10 protein-coding genes are annotated in these 14,488 nt (G+C 65.7%); 1 reads left to right on the top strand and 9 read right to left on the bottom strand.

All coding sequences use genetic code 11. The features are described 5' to 3' along the window. Positions 1-41 precede the first annotated feature (41 nt). The 5 genes from tssJ to AB4120_RS16450 all read right to left on the bottom strand — a co-directional run bounded on the left by tssJ (position 42) and on the right by AB4120_RS16450 (position 7,552). Positions 42-572: a type VI secretion system lipoprotein TssJ gene (gene tssJ, locus AB4120_RS16470; RefSeq protein WP_149138291.1), complete on the bottom strand. Its 531-nt coding sequence runs from the start codon at positions 570-572 to the stop codon at positions 42-44. 11 nt (positions 573-583) lie between these two features. Then, positions 584-1,567 carry a type VI secretion system baseplate subunit TssG gene (tssG, locus tag AB4120_RS16465; protein ID WP_149138290.1) on the bottom strand — a complete coding sequence of 328 codons (984 nt, stop codon included), beginning with the start codon at positions 1,565-1,567 and terminating at the stop codon, positions 584-586. A gap of 62 nt (positions 1,568-1,629) precedes the next feature. Continuing rightward, positions 1,630-3,492: a type VI secretion system baseplate subunit TssF gene (tssF, locus tag AB4120_RS16460; RefSeq protein WP_441642581.1), complete on the bottom strand. Its 1,863-nt coding sequence runs from the start codon at positions 3,490-3,492 to the stop codon at positions 1,630-1,632. Positions 3,493-3,504: 12 nt separating this feature from the next. Continuing rightward, positions 3,505-5,070 carry a type VI secretion system protein TssA gene (gene tssA / locus AB4120_RS16455; RefSeq protein ID WP_149138289.1) on the bottom strand — a complete coding sequence of 522 codons (1,566 nt, stop codon included), beginning with the start codon at positions 5,068-5,070 and terminating at the stop codon, positions 3,505-3,507. Next, positions 5,063-7,552 carry an ImcF-related family protein gene (locus tag AB4120_RS16450; protein ID WP_441642580.1) on the bottom strand — a complete coding sequence of 830 codons (2,490 nt, stop codon included), beginning with the start codon at positions 7,550-7,552 and terminating at the stop codon, positions 5,063-5,065. Before AB4120_RS16450 ends, tssA begins: the two co-directional genes overlap by 8 nt. A gap of 27 nt (positions 7,553-7,579) precedes the next feature. Between AB4120_RS16450 and AB4120_RS16445 the strand changes: the two genes are divergently transcribed. Beyond that, positions 7,580-7,768 carry a hypothetical protein gene (locus AB4120_RS16445; protein ID WP_441642579.1) on the top strand — a complete coding sequence of 63 codons (189 nt, stop codon included), beginning with the start codon at positions 7,580-7,582 and terminating at the stop codon, positions 7,766-7,768. Between the two features lie 698 nt (positions 7,769-8,466). Here the strand turns inward: AB4120_RS16445 and AB4120_RS16440 are convergent. From AB4120_RS16440 to AB4120_RS16425, 4 genes are all read right to left on the bottom strand, one after another. Next, a complete protein-coding gene (locus AB4120_RS16440; RefSeq protein WP_441642578.1) occupies positions 8,467-9,693 on the bottom strand; it encodes a hypothetical protein in 1,227 nt (408 codons plus the stop codon). 2 nt (positions 9,694-9,695) lie between these two features. Next, positions 9,696-9,956, bottom strand: a complete 261-nt coding sequence (locus tag AB4120_RS16435) for a PAAR domain-containing protein (RefSeq protein WP_149138285.1) — start codon at positions 9,954-9,956, stop codon at positions 9,696-9,698. Then, positions 9,953-11,101 carry a T6SS immunity protein Tli4 family protein gene (locus AB4120_RS16430; RefSeq protein ID WP_149138284.1) on the bottom strand — a complete coding sequence of 383 codons (1,149 nt, stop codon included), beginning with the start codon at positions 11,099-11,101 and terminating at the stop codon, positions 9,953-9,955. The genes AB4120_RS16435 and AB4120_RS16430 overlap by 4 nt, the downstream gene beginning before the upstream one ends. Before the next feature lie 277 nt (positions 11,102-11,378). Next, complete coding sequence (locus AB4120_RS16425) at positions 11,379-14,483, bottom strand: phospholipase D-like domain-containing protein (protein WP_441642577.1); 3,105 nt, start codon at positions 14,481-14,483, stop codon at positions 11,379-11,381. Between the last annotated feature and the right edge of the window lie 5 nt (positions 14,484-14,488).

Genomic DNA, 14,488 nt, shown 5'->3' with positions numbered 1-14,488 from the left:
ATGATACGCGGACATTGGGGGATACATGGCCGCGCCCGGGGCTACCCCTTGGCCGGCACGGCCAGCGCCAGCGTATTGGCGCGCACCTCCACCCTGACCGGATCGGTCTGCTTCCATTGCCGCCGGGGCACCACCAGCTTCCAGCCGGCTTCCTCCTCCGGGTTGCGGAACAGGGCGACGATGCCGACGAATTCGGCGTCGGCATGCATCGGCTCGGCCAGGCTGACCCGCTCGTCCGGGCGCAGGACGACATCGCGCTGGGCCAGCAGGTCGGGCTTCAGCGTTGCCAGGTCATGGGACTGGAGCTGGGCGTAGCTCAGTTCGCGGAAGGCGTCCGGCGTCTTCAGCTGATAGATCCGCACCACCGTCGACAACGATTTGCCGGCGTCGGTGGCGTTCAATGACGTCCGGCTGGCGAGGTCGAGGTTCATCGTCTTGACCTGCGTGGTGAAGGCCCACTTCGCGGCCTCCACGGTGCTGTCCTTCACGGCCTGGCCGACGCCGCAGCCGGCGAGGCTGGCGGCGAGGCTGGCGAACAGGCACAACGCCGCGGTTCTGAACGGCTGTCTCATCGTGTGTGTCCTCATGATTGATAGTGGCTGGTGGGGCGCTCCGGGCGCGCGGCGGGTTGGACGATGCCATTCCAGGTGCCCAGTTGCACCCGGGTCACAGACTCCGCGGGCGCCCGCAGCTGGGTGGAATAGCCCAGCCGCACTGCGCCGTCGTTCAGCGCCGGCGCCGGCATCAGGGACGTGTGCACGTGCATTTCGATACAGGCATGCGCCGTGTGGCCGAGGTAGAAGCGCAGCAGGGTCATCACCTCCCGGTGCTGGGCGTGGCCGGGCATCAGGCCCTGCACGAGGTCCGCCGTACGGGGCGTGATGACCACGCGCACGGCATTCGCGCGGTCGAAGAAGCCGCGCCCGAGTACACAGTTCTGCCCGAGCGGCCTGCGCTCGGTCGCGTCCGACGGCAGGCGGGTCCAGACCGGATGGAATTCGTCCACGCGCACGCCCGCATCAGGTACCGCGTGTTGCAACACGCCGGCGAGGCCCTCGGCCGTGCGGGTGCGCTGGCTGGCCAGCCCCAGCATCGACAGCAGCTTCTGGGTGGGCACGGTGTCGCTGACAGCGGACCCGCCAAGGCCGAGCCCAAGCAGGCTCAGCAGGTAGCGGGACACCTCGTCGCCGCCGTCGCGCCGGAAGCCCAGCGGGTAGCGGTACTTCCGCGCCACGCGATAGAACTGCGTGACGATGCGGTGGTGGAACAGGTCGAGGAAGGCCGCCAGCGGCTCCGCGCCATCGCGCCGCTGGGCCACTTCGTCGACGAAATACGACGGCATGTGGGCATCGACGCCATACAGCCCCAGGAAATTGGTGCGCACCACGGGTGGCGCGCCGGGGTGGTCCGGGTCACGCTCCACGGCGTCGATCTCGCGGCCCGGAAAGCCGAGCCGGCCGTTCGAGCGGAAGCGCACCGGCTCATTGGCCGGCGAATCGGTGGTGCCGAGCGGCGGGTGGCCTGGCGCCGCCAGCTCGATCAACTCGCACAGGCGGAAGAAGTTCATGCGCGGGGCATCGGCCAGCAATGCCTCGCTCAGCGGGCGGGGCGCCCGGTTGTCCGGCGCGTTCAAAACGGCGCCCCCTGGCCCTTGCTGTCCGGCCACGTCAGCCGCTGGCCGGACGGTTGCGAGACGATCACGAGCCGCGTGTAGAGATTGAGCGTGGCGTACAGCGACAGGAAGCGGTTCAGCATCTCGCCGAACAGTTCAAGGTCGCCCGCGCCGGCAAAGCGCGTGCTGTCCAGCCATACCTCGATCTCCACGCCGCGCAGCAGCCCGCCGCTCTCCAGCTTCTGCAGAGGGCGGTGCCGCACCTCGGTGATGGCGTCGATGCGCTGCCGGTTGGTCTCGCCGTCCGTCCAGTCATAGAGCGCCAGCGTGCCGCGCAGTACCTCGGCATCGAGCAGCGAGAGGTAGTTCGGCGCCAGATGCGAGAGCACGCGCCAGTGGAAGCGGTCGCCGGTGGGCGGATAGACGGGCAGCGTCGGCGCCGTGAGGTTGCGGATCGACGCCACGTTGGTGAAGCCGCCGCGCATCTGTGTGATGCCGGCTTCACGCAGGCCCTTGCGCGGCAGCATGCCGTGGGTGCCGGTGACGGACAGCGAGAGTGTCTCCTCGGGCAGCGCGTCCTGCGTCTCCCAGGCATGGCCGCCGAGCACCAGCCAGGTGTCCACCTGGCCCGATGGCCCGCGCCGCACGCGCGTGTGGAAGTAGCGCTCGGGCATTTCGTGCCGCAGCATGCCGCCGCGATGCCGGAACGCCGCGAACGGCGCGTACTCAAAGCGCTCGCCGCTGGCGGCCTCGAAGCCGCGCACGGTATCCACCGAGTACGCCTCCACATGCCGGCCATGCTGCGCCATCGCCCGCACGCGGTATTCGGTCTCGTGGTGCGTGAGGGTGACCGGGTCGGCCTCGAGTTCGAACAGGTTGATGATGGGCGCGCAATGGAGCCGCACGTTCTCGGCGGAGAAGCGCAGGTCATCGGGGAATGGCCGGGCGAGCACGACCTCGACATCGAACTGCTCCGTCTCCGGCGCCAGCCGGGCGATGGCGGGGAGGTCGAGCCCGAACAGGTCCACGAACATGAATTTCTTGGGGAACGTGAAGTATTCGAGCATCAGCTGGTAGCCGCCGAACGCGTTGTCCGGTTTGGGCCACAGCCGCTCGTCGGCCGCGAAACCGGCCGGCCGCAGGGACAGGCCCGGCATGGGCAGGGGCGTGCCGGGACGGTCGGCAGGGTGGCCGGGCACCCGCACGTGCATCGCCACCGGCGTGGCAGTCAGCGCGGCGTACAGGGCGAGCGCCAGCGGGCGGTCGGCATGGAGAAAGAGCCGCAGGCGCGGCACCTCCAGCAGCGCGATCTTGGCCTGCGCCTGCAGCGCCAGCCGCAGGCGGATCACCGAGCGGCCATCCTCGCGCGTGTAGGTGGCCGCTTCGGTCAGGCGCAGCGGATACAGGTCGACGGCCTGCGTGGTGCGGTAGATACAGTCGACGCTATCGCCGGGGTTGCCCGGGCTGCCTTGGTCGCTTTGCCCGCGCCCCGGCTGCGCGCCCAGCGCCACCGGGTCGGAAACGACTTCCAGCCCGGCCGGCAGCACCTCGTGGCGTTGCAGCGTGCCCATGGCCGGGGACATCTCGATGATCGAGAGCGACGGGATCATGCGCAGGTAGTGGGGCCATAGCATGCTGACGAGGCCCTCGGTCAACTCCGGCAGTTCATCGTCCAGCTTGTGACGCAGGCGTCCCATCAGGAAGGCGAAGCCTTCGAACAGCCGCTCCACGTGCGGGTCGCGCTCCCCGATGCGATCCAGGTTCAGCATGCGCGCGCGGTCCGGATAGGCCTGGGCGAACTCGGTGCCCGCTTCGCGCAGGTAGCGCATCTCCGCTTCGTAGTAGCGCAGGATCTCGTTGTCTTGGGTCGGGTGCTTCATGTCTCGGGAAGGCTAGGCGGTGGCGATGGCGCGCGCTGGGTCGAGGGCGATCAGATCGGCCAGCAGGGTGTCGATGCGATGGGCGATGGCGGGCTTGTCGGCGTCCTTGCGCGACAGGCGCGCCCGGAGCAGCCGCAGCAGTTGCTGCTTGGCCTCGAACGCGAGGCCCGGCTCCCACGCGGCGAGCTGGAAGCGCGCGGCGGTGGCTTCGAGCGTGGCGAGCAGGTGCAGCGCGGTATCGGCGCGGTCTGCGCGGGCGGCCACGCGTGCCATCACCAGTTGGCGGATGAAGCGGTCGCGCTCGCCATCGGGCAGGGGCAGCCCTTGCAGCCACGCGAACGCCGCGTCCAGGCTCTGCTGCGCGGCGAGATCGGCCGCCTGGGCCTCGGTTTCCGCCCAGTCGGTGCTGGCGGACGAGACCGACACCGGCGTCACGGCGTCGCCCCGCTCGACATCGCGCACGGTGGCATGGCGTGCGATCCATTCGAGCGTGGTGTCGTCCGCGAACGGCGTGCCATCGGCAAAGCTCAGTTGCTCGATGCCGGGCAGCCGCTCCAGCATCAATGCGCAGTCCGTGGCCAGCAGGTCCCGCACGCGCGCGTAGTCGCCGCCGGCCTGGTCCTGCGCCGTGAAGGCGTAGTACTGGAGGTCCAGCCAGAAATGGTTGGCGCCTTCGGCAAAGGCGCGTTCGAGCCGGTCGAGCAGTTCCGGCCACTGCTTCTGCAACAGCAGGCGCTTGAGCTGGGCGCGCAGTTCGGCGCGTGGGGCCACCAGCCGCGTCTTGCCACTGGGCTCGTGCGGCGGCGCCTCGGTCAGGGTGTCCCAGCGCACGCAGCGCATGAGCCGGTACGCGGCCAGATAGCCCTGCGGCTGGTCGCCCAGGAACGCGGCCATCTGGCGCGCGCGGTCGAGCAGGTCGCGCGAGGAGGAGATATCGCCCGTGGGCAGCGCCATTGGCGTCGCGGACGGGGCGGGCTCGGTGCGGGCGTCATGGGCGGCGGGCGATTCCACGCGGCCCTCGAAGCGGCGGAAGAGGGCATCAAGCGCCGGCCGCGCGGTCTCGGGCCACTGCGCGGTGCGTTCGAGGATCAGCGCCAGCGCGGACAGCGTGCGCTCCAGCGGGAGCCCGCTCAGCCCGTGCACGCGGTCGAGCCGGTCCGTGAACGTGGCGCTGGCGAGCCATTCGAGCGCCGCCTTGCGGCTCTCGCCCCGGGCGGGCAGCAGCTGCGTGCCGAAGCGGTCTACGAGCGCCGACAGCAGCTCGAAGCCGGACGCTATGCCCTCCGCGCCGTCCCGCCGCATGCGCGCATAGATATAGTAGGCAGCGATCCGCGCGTCCTTGGCGCTACCCTGGAGCAGGCGCTCCGCCGTCTCGACGATCAGGGTGTCGTTGACATCGGACAGCTTGGCAACTTCGTCCTTGATGGCGAGAAAGTCGTCGTCGTAGCCGGGGTCGTCCCCGGCGGGCGCGTCGGGGCGGATGGGCTTCAGCCACGGCTCCCATCGCGCGATGGCCGTCCGGGCCAGATCCGACGGCGCGCGCGTGCCGAACAGCGCGTTGAGCAACTGGTTAAACATCGTTCCCCTTGGTGGTGGATGGGTGGGGCTTGTCGAGGAAGATCCGGGACGGCAGCACGAAGTCGCGCAGCGAGAGCAGTTCGAGCGGCCCATGGCCGAGTTCGGTGCGCAGCTGGTAGCGGATGGGGTAGGTGACATCCCTGGCTGGCGGCTGCATCGCAGCGCGCGGGGTCAGACTGTCGGGGTCCGGCGCGGGGGCCACGGCGGGGCTATCCGGTTGCCCCTGCCACGTGAGCTGGAACGTGGCGCTGTCGATCGGCTCGATGCTGGCCCGCTCGAGCATCCTGACGAGGCCCCATCGGCCGGTGAACTCGTAATGCTTGTTGGTGGCGGCCGTCTCGGTCTGCCACTGGAGACGCGTGCCGGGGTTCTCGAGGTTGTTCGCCGGCCACGTCATGGCCTGCCAGTGTTCGCGCTGGTTGTAGTAGTGGAGGGTCTGGCCGTCCAGGGTCAGCAGCGTATCGGTCAGGCCCGGCGTCGGCACAGGCTTCATCTCGAACTGGTAGCGGGGCTCGCCCTGCGTGAGCAGCCGCGTGCCGATGCGCTGCAGCTGGTTGATCGCCGCAAGGAAGGCCGGATCGAACGCCAGCGCGTGCCCGCCCGACGCCGCGGGCTGCCACGCATCGCCCTGCAGTTCGAGCACGCCGGCCAGCTGAGCGGTGAGAAAGCCGTGGATCAGCCCGCCCTGCGGGCGCAGGAAGCGGGCGAGTTCCGGCAGCGAGGCGTCGTTGGCGGTATCGGCGAATGGGTAGCGGCCGGCGAAGGCGCGGCCCCATGCCATGGCGATGCTGTCTCGCCACGCGGCGTTCAGGCTGGCCTGGGCCGGCTGGAGCACGGTCTGGGTGGCCTGGGCGATGGGGCGCACGAACAGCGACTCCCCCATCCCTGCCCACTCGGCGCCGAGGCTTGCGGCAATCAGTTGCGCGTACACCTGGGTATCGGCCAGTTCCGAGCCCTTGCCCTGGAACAGCGCCTGCGCCATCTGGCGGGCCTGGGCGTCGGCGTCCGGGCTGTTGCTGACCTGCTGGAGCCGCAGCCGCAGGGCCGTCGCGCGATCGAGAAAGCGTTGCAGGCTCATGTCGCCGCCGGCGCCTTCGCCGACGGCCATCAGCCGCTGGATTGGCCCGAAGGTCGGGCCCAGCGGGCCGGCGGTGTCGGGCTTGACGGCCTGGGGGCCGGTGGCCTTCTTGCCGAGCATGTCCTGCGCTTTGGCGACCAGCGTGTCGGATAGCGAGTCCCTGTGCGCGCCAGCGCCGCCCTGGTAATCCAGCGACTTCATCAGCGCGATGACTGGCGACTGGCGTGCATCGGCCATCAGCTTCAACTGGTCGATGGCGCCCGGCAGCGTGGGGGCGGGCTCCCACTGGAGGCTGTTCATGAAGCGCTGCCACTGCTCGGCGTAGTCGGCGAAGTACCGGGCGGTGAGGGTGGCCTGTAGGTTCTTCGGGCTGGCCGACTGCTGGGCATTGCCGTCTGATAGCACCCAATCGCTAGTGACTTCCGTGCGCTTGGCGGCCTGCGCAATGGCCTCGGCCACGTGGCCCTCGTAGGCCTGCCGGGTGTAGGCGCCGGGCACCAGCGCATTGGCTCGGATCAGCCCGCGCGCGTCGGTGCCGGGGGTGAGCGACACCAGCGTCTGATCCGGATACTTGTTGCCGATGCCATCGATCACCTGGCGGTAGATCGTGTCCTGCGCGTTGCGCTGGCCGATGACCGCGAGCACCGTGCGCCGCGCGCCGGCCACCAGCTCGGGCCGCGCCTCGATGCGCCAGTCGGGATGGGCCTTGACGCGGGCGGCATGGAACGTTAGCAGCCGATCCGCCAGATCGTCCCGCTCGCCCGGCGTGATGCGGGCTTCGGTTTGCCAGTGCCGGACCAGCTGCGGCGCCAGGAAGTCTGGCTCGGCGCGCTCCGGGTTGGCCAGCATCAGATAGGTCTTGAGCGTCTGATGGCCGCCCAGCGCCCACTGGCTGCCCTGCGCGTCGAGCCCATCCACCGGCATCTGCGCGAGATCGACGAGCACATCTTCGAGATCCTGCTGGATCGGGCCGACCAGAAGCTCGCGGCTGGCCGCCGCATAGGGCTTCCACAGCGCTGCGAGCAGGGCGTCATCGCGGTTCAGCCCGAAGCGGGTGGAGAGCGACGCGTGATGACCGGGGCGCGGTTCGTAGCGTTCGATCTGGTGTTGCAGGGCAACGAGCGAGCGGAGCCGTCCGGCTGCACTTAGTTCGGCGGCGTTGGCATCGACAGTCCGCTGTGCAGTGTGGATATTGCGGGCGTTCTGGTAGCCGGACAGCAGCATCCCGGCCGTCCACAGGCCGATGGTGCCTAGGGCGATGGTGGAAAAGACGGTGACGGGGTGGAAGCCGACGCGACGGCCGGGATGACGGCGGGCGGAATCGGCGATGTGTTGCCAGAGGGGGAGGGTGGAACTGGTATATGCCTCCCCGTCTTTCGCGTCAGCCGGTAGCGGAGCGAACACGAACCCCGCCAATGCAGAGCGTCCGCCATGGGTGCCGCCAAGTTTTCCCGCCCAGTCGGCGAGCGTCTTGATCCGCGCATCGAGCCGCTGAGACAACTCCGCAAGGTAACGGTCACCGGGGACTGCGCTCAATCGCTCGGTACCGCGCCGGGCAAGACGATCGCGGAGATCCGCAAGGGCGACCTCCACGGCGGTGGCACTCGGATCAAAGCGTAACTCGCAACCGACGACAGGTACATTCCCGCTGCCGGATGTCTCTGCGCCGCCGACCTCGAGAACGAAAACCGGGGCGGACCAGCGCAGGGCTTCGGCGATATGCGAAAGATCCGTCCCCCGTGTCGCGAGATCGCCATGCTGATTTCGTGCGGCGGTTTCACCGTTGGAAACAAGAACCACCGCGTCCACTGGGCCGCGTCGGTGCAACGTTCGCAGTTGGCGCAGGTACGCAGCGTCCACGCTCCCATTTTCGCCGTTGGCGGCTCGGATGAGAACCGAGTTAGCCCCCGTCGCAAATGTGCCCGTGGCCATGATTTCAGGAAGCAGTTCTACCATCGTCCTGTCGTCGCCGCATAGCAGTATTCGAGGGGAACGGCGTTGCCAGAAGGCGCCATCGTTGGCGCGCAGGCTATCCCGCAGCGAGGGGTGCGCCGGAACGCCTTCTGCATTGGCCATCTTGCCACCGGCATCTGGTAGCGTCGCCCCCGCCTCCTTTCGAAGACGAACGGCAGCAACCCTTGATCGAAGGATAACGACCGCAATCAGCAACACAACGAGCGCCGTCCCCGCTGCCAAGGCTTTCCAGTTGTTGCGTACCCAGGCTTCGATCTCGCTGACTTCGAAGAAGAGGAAGAAAAATCCGCCGACCAAGATCGTGACTGCGATCAACACGAGCGCGATTGCGAAGTATGTAATGTTCATGGCGTCTCTGCGCTGGGTTCAGGTGGATCAATACGTCCCATTACGATCCCGTTCCGGTTGCGAGCCGCGAAGAACTGTGCTGTCTGCTGCAGTTCCGCCGCGATACATGCGGCCGCCAGCGCTTGCCATTCGCATAGCCCGCCGCACGGACCCGAGAACGTGTCGATTGAAATCGCCTGGTTCGGATTCTCCGGCAACACCTCCAGCTTGAGTCGAACCAAAGGATGCGCCAGCAGCCTGTTTGTGGCGTTTGTGTCCAGGCCGCAAAGCCACCAGCGGGCGAGGGGTGGGACTGGACCCTGGGTTCCCAGCAGCGTTTCGAGGTCTGTCTCGAGGTTCTCCAATGACGTTTGCATCGGCCGGCGAAGCCATGCGGCCGGTGCAGCGCCGGCTGCGCGCGCTGTGATGTCAGTCGCGAGGGTCATGCCCACTCCCCCCTCCGACACGGTGCCCTCGTCCCCGTCGCCCCATAGCTGCGTGGCCATGAACAGGCCGCAACGCTTGGGGGCTTCCGTGGACCAGTGCGCGAACAGACCTATGACGGATGCATCCACGGCTTCCTTGGGCGGTTCACCATGGAAAGGGTCCAAGCTGGCTCCGTCGAGCAGTTCGGCCATTTGAGGTCCGGCGTTCGTGGTGGCATGGTCTGTCATGCTTACCCCAACGATCTCCACCGAACCCTTTACGCCCGCGTGGACGTTGTAGGCCGATCCGCGGACCTCTTGTAGCAACAAGATGAACAGCCCTTTCTCTCGCACTGAAAACGGATCGCGCTTGTCAAGGTCTTGAATTTGTCTGGGAACGCCGGGACTGGGTTCCAATCGCGGTGCATCGACAATCATGTCGTGGATAAGATCCGCTTCAGAAAGTCTTCTGGTGTCAGGCAACATCAGCACGACGTCGAGCACCACAAGTCGCTGGTTTCCCCAGGCACGCCATTGCGTGAGCGAGTGCTCCTGGATACTCGTCATGAGGGTGGCCTTGCCACTGGCATTGCCGTAGACCAGGAGCCGAACGCCGAATGCCGCCATCCACGCAAGCGCAGGTATGCCGGCAATACCAAGCCAGAAGCGCAGGCCTGACGCCGGGCGGCCTTCTGGCCATAGCCATGCCGTGGCGAGCGCGCCGGCAGCAAGGAACAAGACCAGGAGCGCAAGCCATAAGCGGGCGCGAGGAAGGCCGGGTGTGGCGATGGGCGCGAATGCAGGAATTGGCCAGGTCATGGTCATTCTCCGAACCCGGTAGTACTGGATAACAACCGGCATCCGCATCCGGCAATGAATCCGTGCAACGCAACCTGCCGGTTGCCGCAATAGATCTGGCTCGCGCCGGGCAGGATGGCGCTCTTTCCATGGCTGGGTAGCGAGCAATTGACCACATCGCCGACCAGGGCAACAGGGCGGCCGTCGATGACGATCTCTCCGCTTGCGCTCTCGACATAGCCATCCTGATCGGTACGGTCATGCAGACGAATGGCGCCTCTCATGGTTGAACTCCCGGGATGACATCGTTCGAGGTCCTTGCGCCGTACTCCTTGCCCAGCGCCGTGACCTCGGGCAGGGCCGGCACGGTGGCACGCAGGCGCAGGCTTTCGAGAATGGTGCGGAAGCGTGGTTCGCTTTGCGCGAACGGTGGTGGGTCGCTTGGCAGTTCATCCGCCCGGTTGCGCGCGAAGGTGCGCATCTTGAGGCCGAGCCATGGCAGGGCCTGGGAGTTCATCTTGCCGTCAGAGCCGACGTACAGCGTGTACACCTCATAAGGTGGACGATTGAGGATCCGCTCCAGCTGTTCGTCATCGTAGCTTTGATGCGCGTTGTACTTCTCAATTTCGTCTGCACCGTTGTTGCGCACGATCACGCCGGTCTCGAATGTCTCGCGGCTGTCGATGACGGCCTTGCGGGCAATGCGTTGCAGCAGGGTCGTGTTGGCGGGCAAGCCGGTGATGCCGATGGCGGCCACGCCCAGCGAGTCAAACAGTGGGCCGCCGCCTTCGGTGTCAGGGGTGAGATACCCCATGTCGAAGGTGTAGGTGACGCCAAGCGCATCGGGATAGCGCATGCCGAGCTTGATGAGGAAGGGTAGCGTGCCGTCGTCGGCCAGGAAGGCATAGGGGATGCACAGTCCGGGCTCGGTGGGAATCTCGAACTCGGCACGCGCGCGGAAGCGTTTGAGGAAGGCGCGCATGCGGGCCTGGTTGGCCTCTGGCTGGTCGGCGCGGTCCGTCTGCTCGAAGATATGCAGCCAGGGCTTGCGGTAGACGTAGGCGGTGAGTGTTTGCGTGAGATTGTCTCGACGAGGGTCGTCTTCGCTATAAAGCTCGGGGTAATCCGAATCCCAGATTGCAATGCTATCGGGAAGGCCGGTATCGAAGCGACGGTCGATTCTCGCCCGGGCTTCGCTCACTTCGTGCGCGCGTATTTTCTCCTCTGCCCATTGTCTGTCCGAAGCTACAGTGCTCGGGTTCCGAAGTTCCGCTTTCCAGCGCGCCACGCGTTTATTTTGCCATTCGTTAGGTGCCGGGTCGCCGCGATAGTCCCGGGAGTTGAGGTACGACATGTACTCCACCGCTTCAGGATCGGAGATTACTGCGATCCTGGTGTCATCGATGACCATCTTGTTCACTTCTTTCACGTTGTAGCTGTGTCGAAGAGAGAAGACGAACTCTTTGTCAGGATTAGCGGGCCATTGGGCGGAGGTGTCTACGTCGAAAACATGTCGACCCAAGCATTCCCGATGTTTCCCCGATGGTTGCGTTGAATAGGCTGCGTGCGCGGCCCGCTGCAACGTTTCTAGCCATTCCTGTGCCCGTTCTGTCTCCTCACGTTCGGCACGCGAGGGGCCGCAGCCCATTAGCAATGCTATTGCCAGTGCTGTCATTCCCAACGGAACAATTCTTACGTGTTTCATGTCACGCCTTTGGTTCGTGAATGCCACTTGTAGCCGCGAGTGCCATGCCCGAAGTTGTATCGAGGGGCGGACCATCGTTGTTTGCCAGCAAGGTGAGGTTCAATCCCGATTCATTGTTCTCGCCGGCGGTCCAACGAATGGGCAACGCACAGAAGAAGCCTTGGATGCCGGCCGGTGCGCTTGCCTTGGGATTCGTCTTGGCCTCCCAGCTGCAAGGCTTATCGGTCGGCGCAGGAGACCGCCAGAACGTCTCCTGGAAGGGCATGCGCGCGGATTGCCTGCCTTTCGTTTGATCCCATGTTGCCCAGATGGATTCACGGCGGTCGTTGTCTTTGGAGTGATAGACGTAGCCGAATGCTTCGCCATAGGATCTTGCGTTGGCAGTTGCACGCCTCTGTATCTCCTTCCACGTTGCGGCGCAGGCTGGCTGATCTATTACTGCGGCCAACTCGGAAGCCGGAGCACTGCAATTCCCCGCCAACCCGAACAGCTTGCGCCACAGCTGCGTGCGCAATCCGTGCACGCCTTTGCTGACTGCAATCTGGCGCTTTCCGTCCAGCAGCACCCGAACCGACTCACCGTCGTGAATCATCATCGCCAGTTCCGAGTCACGGTCGCCCAGCAGGCTGCGGTCATTGATATTGGCGCTGCCGAGGATTGCCAGCCTGTCGTCGGCAATCAGGAGCTTGCTATGCACATAGATCTGTTCGGTCACGGGCTGGCCGTTGAGCGTCGCCCAGCTGCGCAGGTTTAGCAGTGTCAGGTATTGGTTCCAGGCGTCAGGCACAGCCTTCACGAGATCAGGGATCGCCATCGCGTCGATCTGCCGATACAGCGCGCGCCGCTCATCGTCGCTCATCCCGGGTGCCGCCTCGCGCCTCCGCTTCTCCACAATTGCGCGCCGGATGGTGTTGACAAGGCTATGGCTGCCGAACACCAGCGACTGCATGGTCAGGTGGATCTGGCTGGCGATGGCGATGTTGTTGAGCGGGCCCTCAGGATGCACGGGCAGGACCATATAAACGTGAAAGGGCAGGCCGTCGAGAATGGCGCGCCGGATCCGCGCGCCCAATGCGTTGCCAAGTGGATTCTTGATTTGCTCCTGCGCCTTGCCCAGCAGCTTCGACGTTTCCACCTGGGCAATATTGCTCAGGATCACACGGAGGTCGGTCCAGAACAGGTCGTCGTCGCCCATGTCGGCCACCACGCGGCGCAGCTTGGCGAGGTCAAGCTTGCGGATCATCTCGGCGGGTGACATCCCCCGTTTGAGATTCAATGCGGTGAGGTACCGCTCGGCGTTGTGCGCGCGCCACGGACTACACATCACGCCCATCGGACCGGAAAGCTCTACGTCTGAGCGTTGTATGCCAAACGCCGACTGAAAGAACTGTCCCTCGATGTACAGAAAATGCTGCGCGCCGAGGATGGCGTTGAGCATGGCCTGGAGGCAGTTGTTCTGCGCAAGCGCTGGTGGAGTGCCTTCGGGATTCGCTGCATGCTCGAGTTGGCACTGGCGCAATGAGGCGCTGCGCAACACTTGAACCGTATGTTTCCGTGCGGTTGCAGGCGGGCAATTTAGCAGCAGGGTCTTGGATAGTTTCGGGAGCCCAAGCGGCTGTGTTGAATTGAGGCGTGCTTCGGGCATCTGGAGTGCACCGAACACTTTGTTCGCCAGCGCGTAACTCTGTTCGCCCAGGTCCTTGAGTGCCCGTTCATGACTGGCGACCACCGCGTCCCATCGACGCACGAAGTTGCGCGTCAGGTCATGCACCGCCGGCCCCTTTACACGCATCTGCACGTCATGCCACGGCATGCGCGGCTGCTTCGCCGTGTCGTGCAACTGCTCGCCGTAGGGCATGACCTTGCGCTTCTCCACCCAGCGGGAGTAGGGCGCCTTGCGGCGCATCGCCTGTTGCGCGACGGTGGTTGCGAACGCCAGCGATAGCCCTTGCATCAACTGTCCGGTCAGGTGGTAGACGGTGGGGGGCATCTCGTCGAGATGGCCGCCGCGCAGCCAATCGATGCACCAGGTGACAGCCGCCGCGATGTCGGCCCCCTCCTTCAACAGCGCTTCACGGGTGGCCTGCCCGAGGTAGTCCCAGGTGCCCCTTGCAAGCCAGCGGACTTGTTGTTCTGCCGTGCCCAGTGCGCCATCCACGACCCTGTCGATTGCACCACGGATAGGCGCTTTCACCCTACGCAGCGGCGCGCTGAGCCAACTGTCGGCCTTCCACCAGTTTTGTACCCGCCATGCCACCTCCTCATACGCCCGTGCCGCCTGGCTGAGCTTGTCTCGAGGAACGGTCATCAAAGGGCTTTCGGCCGGTGAGAACCACCACGCTCCAGTGTTGTTCGCCCAGGTGTCCGAGCAGGCTGCCAGCAACTCCATCAAGGGCACATAGTTCGCCTTGTCCTGGGCGGACAGCGTCTCGATCATGGGAATACAGGGGCTGTAGAACTCGTTGCCCTTGCGCCATTGGGCGCTCAGGTCGAATCGGCCGTCATCGCGGCGCCCATACGCCAGGTCGATGCCGCCCAGGTAGCCGGTCTTGCCGTCGATGACCACCATTTTCTGATGGTGCGAGAAGCCGAGCATGCCGAGCGCCCCCGCGATGTCGCTCTGACCGATGGCGGGCAAGACCCACGCTCGCCGCTCCTTCAATCCGGCGTTGAGTTGGCACAACGCCAGCACGCTTTGCAGGACGCCTGTGGCGAAACACAGCGGGGGTGGCGCCATCCACGGCATGACGTAGACATTCACCCCGCGCTCCACCGCGCGGCGAAGGTGCTCGAACAGGGTCTTGCCGTCGCCCATCTCCACATCGGCGTTTATTTGCCAGCCGGCGATCAGGATCGACGCCTTGGCTCCCCCTATCGCCTTGGCGACGTCGAGGAAATAGGCGTCTCCGGTGACGAAGAACTCGACATCATTCCCTGCGCTGGGTGCCGCGAAGGGTTCGCCCCATCTCGGCTTGGAAAGGAACTTTGCAAGCGTCGGATCTTCGCTCCGCGGTGGTTCGGTCTTGGAAACGAATCCGGTTGGCGCGGAGTTTCCGGCAATGGGCTTCCCGTCCTTCGACTGGATTTGGCAGACTGTCTTTTCCATGAGTA

It is taken from the genome of Cupriavidus sp. 2KB_3, from assembly GCF_052115685.1.
GTDB lineage: Bacteria > Pseudomonadota > Gammaproteobacteria > Burkholderiales > Burkholderiaceae > Cupriavidus > Cupriavidus campinensis.
This window is presented reverse-complemented; position numbering and strand designations above follow the sequence as displayed.